Source organism: Candidatus Gullanella endobia (assembly GCF_900048035.1).
Taxonomy (GTDB): domain Bacteria; phylum Pseudomonadota; class Gammaproteobacteria; order Enterobacterales; family Enterobacteriaceae; genus Gullanella; species Gullanella endobia.
This window is the reverse complement of record NZ_LN999832.1, coordinates 632075-653754: the sequence shown is the minus strand read 5'-3', so window position 1 is coordinate 653754 and position 21680 is coordinate 632075. Positions and strand designations below refer to the sequence as shown.

General features: G+C 26.6%; 8 protein-coding genes and 1 pseudogene. 6 read left to right on the top strand and 3 right to left on the bottom strand.

Annotated elements, in window-relative coordinates; all coding sequences use genetic code 11:
• Positions 1–3729 precede the first annotated feature (3729 nt).
• Positions 3730–3951, bottom strand: coding sequence for a 50S ribosomal protein L31 (rpmE, locus tag FVIR_RS01885; RefSeq protein ID WP_067498265.1), 222 nt, complete (start codon positions 3949–3951; stop codon positions 3730–3732).
• Positions 3952–4138: 187 nt separating this feature from the next.
• On the opposite strand from rpmE, the gene priA reads away from it, so the two are divergent.
• The 5 genes from priA to tpiA all read left to right on the top strand — a co-directional run bounded on the left by priA (position 4139) and on the right by tpiA (position 12054).
• On the top strand, positions 4139–6334 hold the full coding sequence (gene priA, locus FVIR_RS01880) for a primosomal protein N' (RefSeq protein ID WP_067498262.1): 2196 nt from the start codon (positions 4139–4141) through the stop codon (positions 6332–6334).
• Positions 6335–6989: 655 nt separating this feature from the next.
• Positions 6990–7169, top strand: coding sequence for a hypothetical protein (locus FVIR_RS01875; RefSeq protein ID WP_158648151.1), 180 nt, complete (start codon positions 6990–6992; stop codon positions 7167–7169).
• Between the two features lie 193 nt (positions 7170–7362).
• A complete protein-coding gene (hslV, locus tag FVIR_RS01870) occupies positions 7363–7911 on the top strand; it encodes an ATP-dependent protease subunit HslV (RefSeq protein WP_067498256.1) in 549 nt (182 codons plus the stop codon).
• Positions 7904–9235: an HslU--HslV peptidase ATPase subunit gene (gene hslU / locus FVIR_RS01865; protein WP_067498253.1), complete on the top strand. Its 1332-nt coding sequence runs from the start codon at positions 7904–7906 to the stop codon at positions 9233–9235. The genes hslV and hslU overlap by 8 nt, the downstream gene beginning before the upstream one ends.
• Positions 9236–11280: 2045 nt before the next feature.
• Positions 11281–12054: a triose-phosphate isomerase gene (gene tpiA, locus FVIR_RS01860; protein ID WP_067498250.1), complete on the top strand. Its 774-nt coding sequence runs from the start codon at positions 11281–11283 to the stop codon at positions 12052–12054.
• 467 nt (positions 12055–12521) lie between these two features.
• On the opposite strand, the gene pfkA is transcribed toward tpiA, so the two are convergent.
• A complete protein-coding gene (pfkA, locus tag FVIR_RS01855) occupies positions 12522–13484 on the bottom strand; it encodes a 6-phosphofructokinase (RefSeq protein WP_067498247.1) in 963 nt (320 codons plus the stop codon).
• Between the two features lie 2436 nt (positions 13485–15920).
• Positions 15921–16352, bottom strand: a complete 432-nt coding sequence (locus FVIR_RS01850; protein WP_067498244.1) for a rhodanese-like domain-containing protein — start codon at positions 16350–16352, stop codon at positions 15921–15923.
• Between the two features lie 1647 nt (positions 16353–17999).
• Here FVIR_RS01850 and FVIR_RS01845 point away from each other — a divergent pair.
• Positions 18000–18816 (top strand): annotated as a pseudogene (locus tag FVIR_RS01845) (NAD-dependent epimerase/dehydratase family protein); the annotation flags it as partial.
• Between the last annotated feature and the right edge of the window lie 2864 nt (positions 18817–21680).

The window sequence follows — 21680 nt, the reverse complement described above, 5'->3', positions numbered from 1 at the left end:
AAATAACTTTCTATTTTGTAAAATCATTAGTTAATATCTATTATAATGCTCATGTTTATTTTCAATTTTAACTTCATTAACATTAAAACGGAATTCAGATCAGCTCTATATATTAACCTCTATTATAGCTAGGCTATAAATTATTATTTAATACTGCAATATAGTGATTTCTGTTATTTTGATCTTTTGTTCTATTACTATGAAACTAGTATGGTTTGGAATTAGTAAAGATCACATAGTCTAGTATCTAGATACTAGTAGATTCTTTATTGTATTTTAACATAAAATGAGCAAATTCAATAGTTTTATTAATCGATTTATTACTTTTTAATATTTTAAAAACGCAAATATTTTAGCTTAGCAAAATGAAAAGAAAAAATTTATAGATAAAATAATTTTAAAATAAAAAATTAACACTATATTATTATATAATATGAAAATAAATTAATTAATAATAACTAAATCATTATTAATAAATGTATATTATGTAACTGATATCGCTAGATCATTTTATAAAATAATTCATCGAAATATTACTGCTAAATATTTATATCAATTCGATATACGACTAATATACAGCTAAAAATTCTAAATAATGATACTCCGTCCTGTATCAGAACTTAAAATAACTAAAAATTAGTTGTAATATACGCTTAGTTGTAGTATAAAAATTTCAAATAGTTAATATATTTTCGAAGAGCAATAACAATAAGATTATTTGCTACTGTCAAGTATACTTCCTCACTCTAACCAGAGTACATTACTGTCAATATTTAAAATTTAAGATATAATTCGATACTATCTCAATTTTTTATATACCTTTAAAAACTAGAATATATACTCGCTTATCGTCTTTTTTTACTTTCCTTCAAATAAGGAATAATTAATTTTATTTTATGCTTAATTTCCATCAGCGATTTAAAATTGATCTCATCCGGTTACATGGCGATATCATTATATCGTTGTCTAAAGTTGCTAGTTTATCCATAATATTTTATGGAAAGGTTGGTGAAAAATCTGTTTTTATGATCGGTTTGTAATTATTCTTAATCTATAAGATTAATTAATAGTATGCTATTATTAAATTATAGGAATAACTATGAAATAGCTGAATATATCTTCCGATTATATAATAGAAATCCTGTTGCTTTTGTCAAGAAATTACATATTGTATCGTCAACTGACAATTTAGTAATATCAACTACTATATTTAAATATAGCAGAAACTAGTCTTAGTAGAAATCTACGTACTTAGAGGTAGATATATTTATCATAATTAGCTAACTAACTTTTAGTACTGATGATATGGAAACTATAGATTAAAAAATTCAGATATTAATCTATTATAGCTTTATCAGTAGTTATATCCAGTGCTACTAGATGTTTATTAGTTATTAGAATGAATATTCATATAAGACCAGAAATAAATCCTATAAACTAGCAAGTTACTTTATCAAAAAATCAAGATTTTTATAGATAAAAATTAAGCTGTTCATAGTATAGCATATGATGCTACTCTATTTATTTGCTAAGAATGAATTCATAAATTAACATTTTCGAAAATTATTAATACTATTAATAATTAAATAAATAGTTTTATTAGTTAAAATAAAGTCATAATTTAAAAAATTGTAAATAAGAAAATAGTGGAAATATAATAAATATATTTTATCATGAAAATATCAGCATAAACCATGCTTAGTCATGTCGTGTACCATAATACATGGTTTTTCTTTCTAGTACACCAATTATTTAAATAGTGAAAGCAATCGTTTTTGTTTTATCCAATAAATAACATCTTTTTAGTCTAATTTCAAAAAAATAAAGTTCATTATTTTATTATACATAAAATAGCACTCGTTATGCTTAATGATAAATATAGTACTATCTGCTATATCTTAAGATAAACACTATATTTATTTATATCTTTAAATAATTAATAATGATTTACCATAAATAAATCGAAAGCTTGATAAAAAGATCAAATACTATAAGAACAGTTGATATACTATTACTAATCACAACCTTAATAGAACAATTATACAATATTATAATTTTATAGGATTTCGTTGAAAAACTTGGTATGTTAGGTTAATATACCTTTATAAATATTGGCATATATAAATATTGGCATATGACTACTTAAATTATAGTCATTACAATTATAAAATAAAAAATAGATATTTAATATATTTGGATTTCTTTTACAGCTTATATATAATAATAACAGACAATGTTATGTAACATTTGAATTGTTAAATTCAATTTTTCTATTTTACTACTAAAATAGTAATATTTAATCTAAAATAACAAAATTTTAATAAATATTTCAATAAATAACAAATTAAAATAACCTTAATAAAAAATATTTTTCATATGTATAGTATGGTTAGAAAACTTTATAAAGTTCATATTTGTTTTACCTTAATTTATCATATTATAAATAAATCATGTAATAGAATTAAAATATAATTATATTAGTTTATTATTATAAATAATAATAATCAAAAAAAATCAAAAACAGAAATATTTATTTTTAGAATAGCTTTAAAAGCTCTGATAAAAACAAAATTTATTAATAAATAAAAATCTGTTTTTAATTAAAAGTAGTTTTTTATCTTAATGTTTTTTACAAATTTTTATAATACGATAATATAACGATGAAATTATAAAATTGACAAAAGGTATAATAAAGATACAATACGAAAATAATAATTTTCTCGATATATAGAAATAATAATACCATATTAATATCATAAAAATTAACTACAATTTATTAATATAAATCACTCCTCTTTTCTGTTATCTATAAAAATCTCGGATCTCTGATAATATTTACATTTCTGAATATTAAAAATATTATAAGTAATTATATATCTTATATTTCTATTAGTTTATATAAAAGGGCACATGCTGAAATAAAATTCAAACATATATATTTCTAATGCGATTATAAATAGCGCTTAAAAAAATAACCGGGTAAATTAACTTATTTTACTTGGTGTATTATAGTAAGAAAAATATTAATTCATAACATAAACGTCATTCATTAATATTTTTCTTTTTAAAATCATATTATATAATCCTATAATACATAACATGCTATAAATACTTTTTGTTAAATATTTTTAATTCAGTATTTAATATTTAGTATTAATAAGCTTAAACTTATCTTAAATTATTTTGTATAATATTAACATTAAGTCAGATTATTATATTTAAATACTAAAATTAGCTTACTACTATATTAGTAATAATTAATATCCATTGCTAATAAAGATTTATTTTTTCTTAAATTTTTTATTAAATTCAGCTATTTTATTCATCATTACTATGCATATTTTTATAAAAAATCGATAAATAACGATAAATAAACACATTTATAATTATATAATATATTAACAATATATTAAAATTTTTAAAAATACAAAAATTACTTATAAAATTATTTTATTTTCAATCATAAATAACTTAATAGTTTAATAGCTATAATATCTATAGATATAGATATATTTAAATAAATCTAGGTAATTATTTATTATAATATAATACTAAAAATAAGATAACATTAGCAATAAGAATAAAAGCTATGGCATGAAATTTTATAGTTACATAAAGCAAATTTGAAAGCATATTATATACATAAACACATATCCAGTGCAACTTTATAAAGTATTTTCAATATGTAGCTTATAAAATACTCACAGGTATCTCTTCTCTTTAATAATATTAAAAATACTTTTTGCAGATTGAAATATTAAAACGCTTATTAAAGCGATCAATACGACCTCCGGTATCAGCTAAACGTTGTTTACCAGTATAGAATGGATGACAAGCACCGCAAACATCTAGATTTAGGTTATGACCTAAGCTAGAGCGTGTCTTAATAAGATTACCGCAAGAGCAAGTAGCAATCATTTCTTGGTAATTCGGATGAATGTTTTTTTTCATGGAAAACCTCTATATAAGACCATATTGACATCTAGTTAATTTTAAAAAACTATAGTAAAAAAAATGGAGTTGATTAATTTAATACAGGATAATATTAAAAGTATAATAAATAATATAAATGATATCAATTATTTAAAATATAAAACATTACAATATATATCATAAGTATTTTAACTAGGATAAATATATGTCCGTTGTAAACGTTGCATTACCGTTGCCTTTAGTGCGGACATTTGATTATCTCTTACCAGCTAATATGATGCCAGTAATTGGGGGACGCGTCCGAGTTCCATTTAGACAACGTCAAGTTATTGGTATTGTTATTGCTATACGCAATCACAGTAAAGTAAACTTAGATAAGTTAAAACCTATCATCGATGTTATTGATAATCAATCATTGTTTTCAAATAGTCTGTGGCGTATTCTAAATTGGGCTATAAGTTATTATCATTATCCTGCCGGTGAAGTATTTTTCCATGCTCTACCTGTCCCACTTCGCCAAGGAAAACCCGCGACAATAGCGTCGCTGTGGCAATGGTTCATTACAGAACAAGGACGCAGCGTGCTACTCGAAAATTTAAAGCGCTCGCCAAAACAGCAAAAAGCACTAGCAGCATTAGTAAAAGGACCAATATATTGCCATCAGGTAAGTAAGTTACAGCTAGCTAATACGGCGCTACGAGCGCTACGCATAAAAGGATTATGCGATCTGAAACTCCATATAAGAGATGTAAATGATTGGCGAAAAGAGTTCTGTGTAAATAGCAAACGCCTATGCTTGAATACCGAACAAATTACTGCCGTCTCTGCTATTCACAGCAAAGATAATCAGTTTACCGTCTGGTTACTAGTCGGCGTAACTGGATCTGGCAAAACTGAGGTGTATCTGACAGTACTTGAAAATATTCTCGCCAAAGGAAAAGAAGCACTGGTTCTAGTACCAGAAATTAGTCTAACACCTCAAACTATATCTCGATTTCGTGATCGCTTTAATGCACCAATCGAGGTCTTACACTCAGATCTCAATGAAAGTCAACGGATGGCAGTTTGGCTAAAAGCAAAGCGAAGTGAATGCGCTATTGTTATTGGAACTCGTTCGGCACTGTTTACTCCCTTTACTAAACTAGGAATTATTGTAATCGACGAGGAGCATGATAGTTCTTATAAACAACATGAAGGCTGGCGTTATCATGCCCGCGATCTAGCTATTTTTCGTGCACGAGAAGAAAAGATACCAATAGTGCTTGGTACTGCCACACCTTCTCTTGAAACTCTTTATAATGTACAACAGAAAAAATATCGACAGCTTACGCTGAGTAAACGAGCTGGAAGCGCCAGAGCTGCTTGTCAAAAATTATTAGATATAAAGGGTTTACCGCTGACTCATGGGTTATCAGCACCTCTATTAGAGAAAATGCGCATGCATTTGCATGCTGGAAATCAAGTCATGCTATTTTTAAATCGACGTGGTTTCGCACCAGCGTTATTGTGCCACGAATGCGGCTGGATCGCCGAATGTCAACGCTGCGATCACTATTACACACTACATCAACAACAGTATCAGCTACGTTGTCACCGCTGTAATAAACAGCGCGCACTACCTCATCAATGCTTAGAGTGTGGATCAACTCAATTAGTTGTAGTTGGATTAGGTACTGAACAATTAGAGATGACGCTAACCTCTCTATTTCCTGATATACCTATAACGCGTATTGATCGTGATACAATAGCTCGAAAAGGTGTTCTAGAAGATTACCTCGCTCAGGTACAGCGTGGCGGTACGCGTATTTTAATTGGTACTCAAATGCTAGCTAAAGGTCACCATTTCCCAGATGTTACACTTGTAATACTATTAGATGTAGATGGTGCTTTATTTTCCAATGATTTTCGTGCTTCTGAACGTTTTGCTCAGTTATATACACAGGTAGCCGGTCGAGCCGGTCGAGCCGATAAGCAAGGAGAAGTATTGTTACAGACTTATCATCCTGAACATCCTCTTCTGAAAACATTATTAAATAATGGTTATATGGATTTTGCTCAACAAACTTTAGAAGAGCGTCGTCAGGCTGGACTACCGCCTTTTACAAATCATATCTTATTTCGCGCAGATGATCACGATGATCGCCAAGCAAGGCTATTTCTTAGTCAATTACGTCAACTACTGGATAATAGTCCATTGCGTGATAATGCATTATGGGTAATGGGACCGATTCCTGCACTAGCACCAAAGCGAAGTGGACGGTTTCGTTGGCAATTATTGCTATCCCATCCTTCTCGTCCACAGCTACAACGTTTCGTTTCTGCAAATTTACCGCTTGTAAGTACCTTGCTTCAGGCAAGAAAAGTAAAATGGTCTTTAGACGTAGATCCTCTTGAAACCTAAAGGCATATTTAGGATGATAATTAAATACAAGCAGAGATAAAGTAATTAGAGTTGACATCTTAAAATAAAGACACTATTTTTCCTTTCAAAAAATATATGATGCATTGAATAAACAGTTATATATTTGGCATTATTTTATTGATTGTATCAATAATCTAGATAGTTATTTTTATCGACTGTCTTTATAAAATATTATAAGATAAAGCTAGAATTAGCTTTTTCACAAAAATATTTGCTGTTATCTTTGTATAATATCAATACAGTATAATTATAAGTGTTATTATAGGTAAATTAGTCTGTTTTATAGCATTTGAAAATTTTTTTTAAGTAGTTTAAAAACTGGTGGCACTTATCTTTTTTATTACTAATAGTAATAAATACTTTTATTGTATTAGTCGATAATAAATATTATTATTCCTGTATGAATACATATTATTTTAATCAGAGTATCATTGATAATGATGTTCGACTTTATATTCGAAATTCTACTAGGCAAATATTATTATATTTAGTAATATAATGCCATGATGATTTTCTTATTTTTAGTGAAGTAATAGTGGTAAAAAGAGACTATGTGGGTCACAGTAAGTGCTTGGGAATGAGATGTAAAATAGCTAATAGAAAAAAAAAGTGCTCCCCTTCTAGCACATCAAAAATGATAATATTACTTATTATTATCGTATTAATTACATTTACTATTAGTTTTAATTTCACTGCGCATAATAAATTAAAAGATGTAATTAATGTGCCTAACCTCAGAAAAAATACTGGTAATCAACTTCCAAAAAAACCGGAAGAACGCTGGCATTATATCAAATATCTGGAGAATTGCTAGATTGGTGGACAATTCTAAATTTAGTCTTAAGCAGACAGAAGTGAATTCATTTAAGCAACTAACCAATAAAAGGGCTAGTTGCTAGAGCAGATACAAGATACAAGCAGATATATGTTGGAAGTTTATGCATATGAAAAGTCCTTTAAAGCAATCAAGATAAAAGGACAGGTAAAGCTAATTAAAGGGGTTTTTCTTGACAACAATTATAGGTGTACGTCGAAAAGGACATGTTGTCATCGGTGGTGATGGACAAGCTACTCTAGGTAATACCGTCATGAAAGGTAACGTTCGTAAAGTTCGTCGACTATATAATGAAAAAGTTATTGCGGGTTTTGCTGGTGCCACTGCGGATGCTTTTACTTTATTTGAATTATTTGAACGTAAATTAGAAATTCATCAAGGCCAGCTTATCAAAGCTGCAGTTGAATTAGCCAAAGACTGGCGAACTGATCGAATGCTACGTCGTTTAGAAGCTCTTCTAGCAGTCGCTAATGAATCAGATTCACTTATTATTACTGGTAACGGTGATGTTATTCAGCCAGAAAATGATCTTATTGCTATTGGCTCTGGTGGTCCTTACGCTCAATCAGCAGCACGTGCGTTGCTAGAAAATACTAAATTAAGCGCCAGCGAAATTGTTGAAAAAGCGTTAAAAATTGCTAGTAATATCTGTATTTATACCAACCAGTTCTATACCATTGAAGAATTAATGTCCAAATCGAAGGATCCTGAAAATGTCTGAGATGACCCCACGGGAAATCGTCAGTGAACTTGATAACTATATCGTCGGCCAATACAACGCTAAACGTGCTGTTGCCATCGCATTGCGTAACCGTTGGCGTCGCATGCAACTAGACGAATCCCTACGTCATGAAGTAACGCCAAAAAATATTCTCATGATTGGTCCAACGGGTGTCGGTAAGACAGAAATTGCTCGTCGCCTAGCAAAATTAGCCAATACTCCGTTTATCAAAGTAGAGGCTACTAAATTTACCGAAGTTGGTTATGTTGGTAAAGAAGTAGATTCCATTATCCGTGACTTGACTGATTCAGCTGTTAAAATGGTACATCTACAGTCTATTGAACAAAATCGCGCTCATGCTGAAGAACTAGCAGAAGAGCGAGTATTAGATGTCTTAATTCCACCTATTAAAAATCATTTGACCCAAGGAGAGGAAAATAGCGATCCCTCTAATACGAGACAGAATTTCCGCAAAAAACTGCGCGAAGGTCAATTGGACGAAAAAGAAATTGAAATTAATCTTGCAACAGCGCCAATGGGTATTGAAATCATGGCACCTCCCGGTATGGAGGAGATGACTAACCAACTGCAATCAATGTTTAAAAATCTGGCTGGACAGAAACAAAAGCCACGAAAAATAAAAATTAAAGAGGTTATGAAACTACTCGTAGAAGAAGAGGCAGCTAAACTAGTAAATCCTGAAGAATTAAAAGAGAAAGCAATTGAAGCAGTAGAACAGCACGGTATTGTATTTATTGATGAAATTGATAAAATTTGCAAACGGGGAGAAATATCCGGACCAGATATTTCTCAAGAAGGGGTACAGCGGGATTTACTACCACTAGTAGAAGGTTGTACGGTTTCTACTAAGCACGGTATGGTAAAAACAGATCATATCCTTTTCATAGCCTCCGGTGCTTTTCAAGTTTCTAGTCCATCTGATTTAATTCCTGAATTACAAGGAAGACTGCCAATTCGTGTTGAACTTAAAGCCCTTACAACCGATGATTTTGAACGTATTTTAACCGAACCAAGTGCTTCGCTTACTACCCAATATATCGCGTTAATGTCAACTGAAGGAGTGAGTATTACATTTACTAAAGATGGCATCAAGCGAATTGCTGAAGCAGCTTGGCAAGTAAACGAGCGAACCGAAAACATTGGTGCTCGCCGTTTGCATACTGTTCTAGAACATTTAATGGAAGATATTTCTTATGATGCTAGTGAATGGAGTGGTAAAACTATTTCTATCAACGAAGATTATGTTCGTAGCCACTTGGATGAATTAGTATCCGATGAAGATTTAAGTCGCTTTGTTTTATAAAGAATTTCAAAGTAATCGATATATAAAAACAAAGAATAACATATATTACAAGCGATAATATAAGACAATGAAAAACAGAAATGATTATAATTGCATTGGATCGTATATACTATACAGTTTTTAGTGCTTCATTATAAAGCGTGTAATTGTGCTATTAAAAAATAAAATTATTGATACTTTAAGTATATTACTACTATTACTGCTTATAATAATAGTAACTAGATATTTACTGCCATAATTTTATGGAACTTAGCAATTTATCGGTTTATTAATTTATATTCCATATATATCCAATATAGATGAAAATTCACCCAAGTATATCTTACTTTAAAGCTAAAGTAATTTCAGATTTTTATCTAACTTATTTAATAAGTTATTTAGTTGTTTTTATGCAATTTTATTTTTTGTATAAAGCCACTTATTTTATTTACTAATAGTCCCTCAATTATTCATGTTTACTGCATTTATTATGCTTAAGCTATTATTTTATAACTATTAAATTTTAATTTTAAAAAATGTATAATCTTAAATTATTTACTAGATTTTTTGTTTCTATTTTTTTAAATACTTTAAGTATTATTTTATTTGCTTCGAATTAGTATATTATATATAATGTTCTTTTATCCTATTATCTTTTTATTAATATCTAATAATTTAAAAACCAGTATTATTAAACAATAATTTTAATACCTTATTGTTTAATAAATAGTAAAAACTAAGATTAACTAAGATTATTTCTAGATGAATATATCAAATATATTTATAGCAAATACATAATAACTATTAAGCTTTTTCAAAATAAAATTATAGATCCGAAATACTAAAATAAAACATATTTATTGGATAAAATTGGATAAATTAATTGATAAGTATTTAATATATTAGAAAGATATAAAAATAACTGAATGACTATCCATAGTTATATTAAAAAATAATATTAAATTATCTCAGAAAATATTTATTACAGCTGTCTTATAGTACTGTTTGTAAATCGAAAATTATTTCTAGATAAGATCTAATCACTCTATTCTAAAGGAAATGAATAACTATAATATTTATATCTCACCTATTCAAAAACAGCGAAATCATAGATGATAAGAGTAATATATAGTATAAAATAGTTTTTTGATGAGCTATCAGATAATTAATAACATCGCTATAAAATTATAAAATAAAGTAACAAATAATATCTTATTTAAGAATAGTAATTCAGGTTACGTAATGAATGTTAACTTAATTTAAAGAACTTTTTAGTTATGATAATAAAATACAATGGTAGAAAGAAAAACGCATATTAGCAATAACACGATTAGTAAGATTAAAAGAGCTAAATATTGCATTTTAATGATTATGAAATAGATAATATAGAAATAAATTTCGCAGTTATCACTTATAACATTACCTGATCATTGTGCTTAAATTGAAATAAAATCAAGTATGTTTATTTTATGTTAACATAGGAAAAGAAAGATAGGTTTTTCTAAAAAATTTCTCTTTATAAATATTTCGTTAAACTTCTCTTAATCTTAAACAGATAGAGTGTTAAAATATTTGAGTAAATTTATTTTATCAAATATATCGTATTTTATTCAAAATCTGAATAATTTAGGAAATATACTAGAGCTTTAGCAGAAATTTAGAATAAAACTTCACAAGTACTAAATTTGATAAAAAAAATTTTCAGAAAAAATATATCTTCAATTATTAAAAACTTATTGCCATCTTATTATAGAAAATAAATTATTTGAAAATAGCTATAGATTTAAAGCTAAAAAATAAAATAACCACATTTTGATTCAAATAACCTGTAAATATCATAAAATATGCAGTAACTATTGAAAAAATGATCTCGGTATGCGAAAAAATAAATATAATTGGATTATATTATCAGTGATTATTATTAGCAATGTTCTCATTGGAGATAGAAGATTACAACCAGATTAGTCGTCGTTCCATTTTTGTACTACTGTTATGAATAATAGTTACTACTATTATTCATGTAATAGCCAAGTTTTTCTTTTTTTTTAAAAAATGGAGTAAAAATAATGCGATGTCCATTAGTAATAGGTAATTGGAAACTTAATGGTAACAAACGTATAGTTAGTGATTTGATTACAATAATGAGAAACGAACTCAGAAGTATAGTTAATTGCAATGTTGCTATCGCGCCACCAATGATATATCTTGCTTTGGCAAAAAGCTATCTTGAAGGTAGTCAGATTGCTTTAGGTGCACAGAACGTTGATATCCATCTTTCTGGTGCCTATACCGGCGAAATTTCTGCTGAAATGCTAAAAGATATTGGTGCAAAATATATTATTATTGGACATTCTGAACGACGAACTTATCATAAGGAAAGCGATGAGTTTATCGTGAAAAAGTTTGCGATACTTAAAACAGTCGATTTAATTCCTGTATTGTGTATTGGTGAAAATGAAGCTGAAAACAAATCTGGTCAAACCGAAGCAATATGCGCGTTTCAGATTGATGCAATACTTGATAACTTAGGTATAAAAGCATTTGAGAATACTGTCATTGCTTATGAACCTATCTGGGCTATTGGTACAGGTAAATCTGCTGAACCAGAACAAGTACAGAAAGTTCATAAATTCATTCGTAGCCATATTGCTAAATATAATTCGGCAATTTCAAAACAAATCATTATTCAGTACGGGGGTTCAGTTAATATTACAAATGTCGCTGAATTTTTAGTTCAAGCGGATATTGATGGAGTTTTGGTTGGTGGTGCATCACTAAAGGCTGAAGTTTTCGCGGAAATTGTTAAAATTGCAGCAACAGTAAAAGCAAAACAAGTTTAATAATATAAAAATATATTAAGCAAATAGATTTAAATTATTTATCATAAAACTATTAGTTTTAATTAAAACTAATGCTAACTAAAATAGTTTATATCTTTATCTAATCATATTTTAATTCTAAAAAAAAATAAAAACTTCATTATTGAATGATATATTAACATGTATTTTTTAGTATTTATATCAAATAGATAATAGTAATTTTGAAATGTAATATATTGCTACCTATCTAAATAAAGATAGTTTTATATAGGTTATAGTCATAATATTAAACAATTATATCAAAGTTACCGTGCTTATCTAATGCTTCATCTACTACCTATAACTATTATTATAACTAAAATTAATTTATTTTGAGTGACGATCTCAAACTTTTATTTTTATTTATTTAATTATCTTTATTATATAAATAATAAACTTTAAGCATATACAAAAATACTGATCTCTTATGATCAAGTAAATAGAAAAAATTAAAAGAGTTTTTTTGCTGTTTCTAGGATATCTCTTCGGAAAGGCCGTTTCATATTTTTAATAGCATCGACTATGTCGTGATGTACTAATTGCTCATTTTGTACTCCAATGCTACGGCCGCCGTATCCCTTCAAAAGAAGTTCAATAGAATAGGCACCCATACGTGAAGCCAAAATACGGTCATAAGCCACTGGACTTCCGCCACGTTGGATATGTCCCAATACAGTCGCACGAGTTTCACGCCCCGTCTCTTTTTCAATATATTGTGCTAACTTAGAAATATTACAGATATGTTCTGTAATCGCGATAATAGCGTGTTTTTTACCTTTAGCGATACCTAATTTAATTTCATAAGCTAACTCTTCCGGTTTAAATTCTACTTCAGGCAATATAATGAATTCACAACCACCGGCAATAGCAGATGCCATGGTTAAATCACCACAATACCGTCCCATAACCTCGACAATAGAAATACGTTGATGTGACGTAGATGTATCACGTAGTCGGTCAATAGCCTCAACAATAGTTTCTAACGCGGTAAAGTAGCCAATAGTATAATCTGTACCTACTACATCATTATCAATTGTACCTGGTAAACCAATACAAGGGAAACCCATTTCTGTTAAACGTTTAGCGCCGATATAAGAACCATCTCCGCCAATTACTACTAATGCATTCAGACCTCGTTTTATCATATTTTTAATAGTAATAGTACGAATATCTTCTTCTTGAAATTCAGGGAAACGTGCGGAACCAAGAAAGGTACCGCCACGGTTAATCATATCTGAAACACTATAACGATCTAGTTTTACCATTCGATCTTGAAATAGACCTAGGTAACCGTCATAAACACCATAGACCTCAAGACCTTCAGAAAGCCCAGATCGTACTACACTTCGAATAGCTGCATTCATGCCTGGTGAATCACCACCGCTTGTTAGCACACCAATTTTTTTAATCATAACTATCTCTTTATCTAATTTACTGCTTATAGCATATAATAAATTTATGCTGTTTACTGTTAATAAAATAACATAATAAATCTCTAAAGCTGAATAGCTTTAAATTAAACTATATGATTATATAATAATATAAATAACTTTCTCTAATTTAATATATTATATTTGTAGACTTATTTTTGATATACATTGAAATAGATATATTATATTTTAAATATATTTTTAATATTAATATAATTAACGTATTATAGTAATATTATAGTTTTATGAATATAAATTATTAATATAGTAAAATAATTTTAAGTATTTTACTAATATGACATATTAAATAATATTTGTTTTTATAAAAATTTCCCATATTAGTCTTTAAAAAACACAAGAACAATTTATTAGTATATTTATATATTATTAAAAATAGACATTAGCAAATAGAACCATTGTTCTATTTATGTTTAATTATATAATTAATAGTGTTTTATTTTTTTTGAAGAAATTAATTTCGGATAATTGATAGGTTTTAAAAATTTTTTATTTGCTACAATAGAGAGATATATTTAACAGATTGCAAATAAAAAATAAATAGTATCTTTAATACATTATTTAAAATACAAGTATCTTTATCTAAAGAATAAGATATTAATATAATTAATATTAATTTTTTTATTAATAGAAATAATCTAATTTATAGATAGTTGTTAATAAAATATATCAAGTATTTAATAATGATTAAATATTAAAAGAATAAGTACTATCTATGGAAAAAATCAATCTGATAGGTTATGCTATTAATATAATACTAAATTATAGTGACTAGATTGTATGTCAAATAAAAATTATCTATATTTTATATTATAACTTAATTGACGTAATAGCAAATATGCACGTATATAGATTGATATTACGACATTTGTTAATATATTTATTTCTATATTTTCTATAGTACTTTATACTAAACGATGTTGTGACGTTATCTAAAATATTTTTTAAACATAGATAAATGATATTTATCAAATTTATAATAATAAATTTCTAAAAATAAAACTGATATATCTCCCGCTAAAGAGGGATATTGTATCTAAATACTGACTAGTAAGAAACGATTTTTAATAGAACTTTGTTAGAGTTGACCAAAAATTTACTATCTTTTATCCGACAATAAAATTGATATTAAGTAGTTGTATGATAAAAGTTTTTATATAAATATATAATACTTATATATTTATATATTTAACATGGTGATGTTATGTTATTATATATTCTAATTTGCATATTATTATATAATAGGTTATTAAATTATAAAATATTAATAACTTCAGTATCAGACAAGTTAATCTTAAATAACTTTTTATCTTTTTTCTGCTTTGATAAAGCATATAGTGGTAAGATTAACGATACCTCTCCAAATTTAGAAATATACTGAAAGTATTAGCACATATAATCCTGTCTAAATCAAGGTTAAATAGTTAAAATTAAAACTTATTGCTTAGTTACTACTATCTTAGTATTAAAGATATTTAACGAAGCTAAGGGGGTAAGTTAACTAAAACATAATAAATAATGACTGTAATAACAATTTTTAATTCTACATTTTCCTTAACAGGATATTACACTAAATATTGTTTTGTATGAAATAAAAATTATACTTAAACTTGGTGATATTATTTTTATAAACTAATATCAGTTTTTGTTTTTACTCCATAAAACTAATATAAATTCGCTGTAATTAGCGATATTACAACAATACTACCATTTAATTCAAAAACTTGTTAATTATCGTCTGATATAATTATCATAATAAGACCACTAACTTTTAAACTAAGATAATTAATATGATGTAAATATTGTTATTAACACTAATATTATCAAAATATTAGAACAGATATTAATTATATTGCTTATCGCATTACTTAACTAGATACTGATAAAAACCGAAATTATTATAAAATAAAAATTTTTACTGAATAGAATAATTACTGTTTTTTCTTATGAAAATATCAATCTAGAAAAGCTAATCAGTAGTATTTGACTTCTAATTACCTCTAGAAAAAACTATTAAATAGCTTATAAGATTTTTAATAATAATACCTTATTAATAACTTAGGTAATTTTGTTGTCTTAATATAAATAAGGACTGATCTTGGTAAGCATAGCTCCAATTATGTGACATAAAATTAAAAATTAACATATCAAAACTAGTGACAATAATACTATCAACATTACATCTAGAAATAGTATTGATAAAAACATCATTTTTAATAGGTAAATAATTAGTCATTTCTAATTGTTGTAACAGAAAGTTCGATTTTTAATCGATATATATATCTTTTGCTACGTTACATTATATGGTTTTAATAGCTATCTTTAGTATAGCAGTAGTTGAATTTGACAATCCCTATACATAAATTTATACTGGTAGAAATATAGATTTACAAAAAAAGATCATTTACCACTGACAAGCGGTAAATTTTCCATGTTCCAGCCGAATATACCTTCTTTAAGTATATAAATTCGTTTAAAGCCAGCCTTTAACAAAAATTTTGCCGAATCGTGCGAATTAATACCATAAGCGCAGACAAAGATAATTGGATTACTTTTTTCTTTTTTCAACTCATCTAGATTGCTAGATTTAATATCTTTTGGTGTTAAATTCAAACTATTAATAATATGCCCTTTAAGATAATCTTCGTGATTACGAAGATCAATGATTATTGCATTTTCCCTATTTATCAGATTAATAGTTTCACTACAAGCAATTTCGTCTATTTTATAAAAATAGTTTTTCAAAATATCAAACATTAATTTAAAAAAAAGAACTATCCATATTAAACTAAGTATTGAATGACGAAGAAAAAATTGTATAATTTCTTTCATAGAAGCATTAAATCCTACTAACAAACGATATGGTATTTAAAAACTTAATTATGCTATTATCATTTGTAAAAATTCAGTCTATATATTAATATTATATTCAATAAAAAGTAAATTTATGTTATGTATAAAATCTTTAAGAAAATATATAACAGAAACTATAAACGATTTTTAAATCACTATAAACATACCACTTAATATTTATATCTCATATTAGCTAGTGCTCAATAAAATGCTATTAAATATAATCTTTATTTTAATCCAAAATTCTGCTGATAATTATGCTTAAGACGACAAGTAGAAAACTAAGATAACATAAAAATGCTTTTATATTATTGAAAAATATTTAGCAATAGAAAATATTATACTTCTTTGTTTTTTTAATTAAAATAAAAATAATTAATTATCGTCTGATATAAATTATTGCATAATATATACTCCGATCTATGAAGTATTTAATGATGACACTGATGCAGTTATATCTTTTATACATTGTATAATAATATCAGATAATAAAGTATTCAATATCGATTTTATCTTTAGGAAAATATCCTGTTCTGTTTAGTTATTAATAAAATATACATACAAAAAACTATTAATAAGCTAAATCAGATTAAAAGTGAATTTAATAATATAAAATATAAATAGTAACAAAAAGTGCTATAGCTGTAATAAATACAACTTAAGATAATAAGTACTTATCTTAATTTTTAATTAAATAAATTACGATTATGTAATATTTCTTCTTATACTAATCGGAAAATATAAAATATATAAATGTTTATAAACCTATGATTTTTAGATGATACTAGTAAATTATACTATTCATGTTATGAATAACTATCATACAAAGGTTAGTAATTATAGAGATAGAAGATAGTGAAGAAAAGGTAATAATTGACAGCTATATATTGATAGCTAATATGGTATTGTCTGATGTTTATTATTCCTGAGAGATAGTACTCAAAACCCATAAAAAGAACAGTAAAAATTTTCATTTGTTTTTCCTATGGTGCATTTAAAAACATTTCCTAGAGCACTCATGATTATAATGAACCGAGACAAGGTAACTAAATGTTGTTCAGCATACAATCAAAAATTCTATACGTCGTATGGATTAAATAATTATATAGTAGTACTATTACCTATAGTTTTATCGATATGAAATATATAATGAAGTATTAATTCAATATTCTTACTATATCCTATATAGTAAGAATAGCAATAATCAGATAGTAATCATTTCTATTAACACCGATTTTCAGATCTTAAAAGCTGTAATTTCTAGATGAAATTAATAATAAGAATAATATTTGTCATCAGCTTAATCGCAAGATATTATTATTACAATATAATAGTTTCACTGTACTAGTATTGTTGATTATCTAATATTTATAATTACTTTAGGTTAAAAAATAAATTTTTCTTAAATAAGTATATAAATAAAATATATTGCTATATAACAGAATAAAATAGTTTTTCATAAACCATAGTAGCAAATATACAGTTAATTTTTAGAGGCATAAAATCTAATAAGAAAGTATTATAAGTATGATAGCAAATAGGAGCCTTATGAAGATCGACGTTGTTTCGGTTCCATTAAAAACCGAAAGGTAATCTATGATAGATGTTACTGGTTGATCTGGTTTTATCGGAAGTAACATCGTTAAAATCTTAAATTAGATTCATTATACTAATATATTAGTAATAGATAATCTTAAAAATAGTGCTAAATATACTAATCTAGCTGATTTAAATATCTTAGATTATATAGACAAAGAAGGTTTTATTACTAGTAAACTAGTTGGTGATAATTTCGGCGATATTGCTGAAATGGTTCATGAAAGTACTTGTTCTTCTATAACTGAATAAAACGACAAGTATATATTAATAATAACTATTAATATTCAAAAAAACTTCTGAACTACTGTATAAAACGTAGTATTCCTTTTTATATGCCTCTTCTTTAGCAATCTACGACCTCAGAACTGAGTGTTTTATTGAATCTCGAGAATATGATAAAAAATCTTGAATGTCTATGGTTATTATAAATTTTTTATTTGATCAATATGTACGTACCCTGCTGACGAAAGCCGAATTACAAGTTTGTGGTTTCCGCTATTTCAATATCTACGGTCTACACGATAGGTATAAAGGAGATATGGCAAGTTTGGTTTTACATTCAAATAATCAAATTAATACTGGAGAAAATTCACAGCTATTTTCTGGTAGTAAAGATTTTAATCGCGATTTCATTTATGTTGACTATATCGCAACGGTAAATCCATAGTTATGACAAAGAAATCTCTCTGGAATTTTCAACTGCAGAACTAGTTGAGCGAAATTATTTTAAATAATAGCAGACGCTTTATTGAATTATTATAAAAAATTAGTTTAATATATTCCATTTCTAGAAAAACTTAAAAGGTACTATCAGGTATATAGTAAAGTAGATTTAACTAAATTATAAGCTGTCTATTATAGACAATCATTTAAAACTCTTACTAAAAGAATTGCAGAATATTATTGTATTTCGGAAGTTAATTAAGCTCTGACGATACCACTTGTTCACAATTTTTTAATGATTTTTTATTATACTTAATAAGTAGGTTTTCTTCTTACAGTACAACGTTATACTGCTCTATTCTTTGATCGTCGGATAATATATAATTATGGTAATTTACCAGCGTCGTTATCCTGCCATAACTTATAGTCAGCTCAGCGAAAGAAGCATATATTTCGCACTTTTCTACTTAATGATTAATAATTTATATCTGCTTATTGATTTTTATTACGTCGCCGAATTTGATCTAGTTGAATTCTAGTTGTATTATCATTACGTCGCGTTAGCAGAAACCCTTATTAAACAAGGATATCAGATAATATTGTTAAGTTTTATAAAGGATCGTACGGTCAGTGAAGCTATTAATATCGTACTAATCAAAGAAACAAGCAGCTAGTACCATAATTTAGTTAACCATATTTCACTTGAGTAAACGGTAATCCTTATTGCTATTTGTCGGGAGATTATTAATAATAATTCTAGATTAATACATATAGTTGGTACTCTATATTATCCTCTCGTTGCTATTATATAAATCTAGCAGCCCAGATTTTACTCTACTACTTTCCAATTAAGTCAGAGTGATTCATTTAATCAATAGTTATCATAAAATTCGTAAAGGCTATAATCATCAAGGATATTATTATAGCTTAATCACAATTTAATCTGCTCAGGTACTAATAAAACCGGAAATATTCTTATCTTTTGAAAAAGAAAACTAATATAGATTCTTATCGTTAAAATATCTTCGATGGGTAATATATTGTATACTCTACATAAGTTTACTGATACAATAAAAGCAATTTTTGGATACGTTTTGACTAAGTAGTAGAGGAGAATTTTATCTCGATTTTAATTTGGTATCTATCTGTTCGGAAAGTAATAACTAGTAGTTATTCGTCATTGGCGTAAAAACTGGTTTAACTCAACCATTCGTGAGAAGCGATTTAATTTCAAATATCAACTATAGCGTAATCGCTATGATATAGTAATTGATGCACAGGGTTTAATTAAAAGTGCAATATTTTTATCCATATAGCTCATGGTAAAACAGTCTTCTTGAAATAGTATGAAAAAAACCTTTTCCAACTAGTTTCATCACCAGCGACACAACATAAAAACAACAGCACGCTATTACATTTATACGGAAACTATTTTCTGCTAGCCTAAGATATTTGCCACCTCTTATATTAGAAGACTATGCTATTTCTCATTATTTTTGTCAAAATAGCGATGAAATTTATATCGTATTTCTTCATGTTACAACTCATCCTGGAAAGGATTAACCAAAATCTCATTGACGTACACTAATTTAACTTGCTTGTAATACTGGTTATTGTGTCAAGTTTCCATATAGAAAAGTATGAGTATCTACGTGTTTATTGACTTGCTAATGGGTTTAGCGAAGCTAAATTACTTCTTTATTTAACGTTATTATAGATAGCAATACAGTTAGTGATTTCTAAGGCGGTTGTGTTAGTAAATACTGGTCTTAATCATCTGATTGCTGCTCTAAAACATCTAAATATAACTCTATATGATCCTATCGATCTAGAACTCATTGGTATCTCTAGATGCCATCAAAAGTCTTTCGCGGAATAGACAGTAGTATAGAAAAATTATCAGCTGAATACGTTTGTCAGATAATTTAATCGATGTTATCATTGTAAGAACAAAGATAATACTGTGGATAACACATCATGAATTATCTATTCGTCTTTCTGCTATTGTTATTATAGATTGTTAATATTAAAAATAAGACCTATCCATTTTTTAAGTAATTTATTTATTAATTAAGTTCTAGTGAATATATTGGAAATAGATTTAATAAAATTCTATTCATAATACTATTATAGCTTTATATATAAATAATTTTCCACCTATCTATATTATAATTGCTAGTAACATAATACTAATTTTAATATCTATTGCTATTTTTATGCTTATGATTATGATGATGATCTCTAAAGAGATCATTAGTCAATCAGTCAATATTATTATTTCTAGTAGTTAAAGAATATGATCTTTCTTATAATTAATTTTAATATTATACTAACTTACTATAATATAAATAGTTTTTATTAGAAAATTTTTATTTTTGCTAATTTAAAATACTTCTTCACTTTTAATTTTTTCCTTTATTTAATTATTTCTTTGAAATAAAAATAAGCTAGATGTATTTGCTACTTACAGTTGTTATAATTACCTATAATAACTGTAAGTATTATGATATACAACATTATTAGAACAAACAAAATAGATGTAATAGAAAATGGTAATAATATTTATTTCTCTTAATTTTATTATATTATAAGATCAATAAAATTAATCCATAATATTAAGAAATCAACTTAACTTTTTAAAAAATTATGTTTAATTTTTTTTAAAATACTTATAAACCAGCAGATAACTAACAAAGTTGTCTCTGATATCTTTTAATAAAAGATACAAAATAAAATTTTTTTATTATTTTCTATTACCATTAGATTCATGGATGTTAGTTTAACAGCAAGAGCTAAATTAGCTTAAACAATTCTATCGAATAAGTATAGAAAATAGCAATGATATATGTACTCAGTCTTGATATGTTCATTTTTTAAAAATTATCATCTTCTTTATCTAATATAAAATCAGAGGAATGCATGCTATAAACAACCATAAATAGAATTAACTAATCAAAAAATAACGGAATTCTCTCATATAACACAAAACTAGATAGGAAACTTTTAAATAATTATATTATAATAATGAATTCGATAAAGAAATTT

Bases quoted from the DNA above. Each gene is read 5' to 3' on its own strand.
- hslU (WP_067498253.1), top strand. From the start codon at position 7,904: ATGTCTGAGATGACCCCACGGGAAATCGTCAGTGAACTTGATAACTAT.
- FVIR_RS01850 (WP_067498244.1), bottom strand. From the start codon at position 16,352: ATGAAAGAAATTATACAATTTTTTCTTCGTCATTCAATACTTAGTTTA.
- rpmE (WP_067498265.1), bottom strand. From the start codon at position 3,951: ATGAAAAAAAACATTCATCCGAATTACCAAGAAATGATTGCTACTTGC.
- pfkA (WP_067498247.1), bottom strand. From the start codon at position 13,484: ATGATTAAAAAAATTGGTGTGCTAACAAGCGGTGGTGATTCACCAGGC.
- tpiA (WP_067498250.1), top strand. From the start codon at position 11,281: ATGCGATGTCCATTAGTAATAGGTAATTGGAAACTTAATGGTAACAAA.
- FVIR_RS01875 (WP_158648151.1), top strand. From the start codon at position 6,990: ATGATAATATTACTTATTATTATCGTATTAATTACATTTACTATTAGT.
- priA (WP_067498262.1), top strand. From the start codon at position 4,139: ATGTCCGTTGTAAACGTTGCATTACCGTTGCCTTTAGTGCGGACATTT.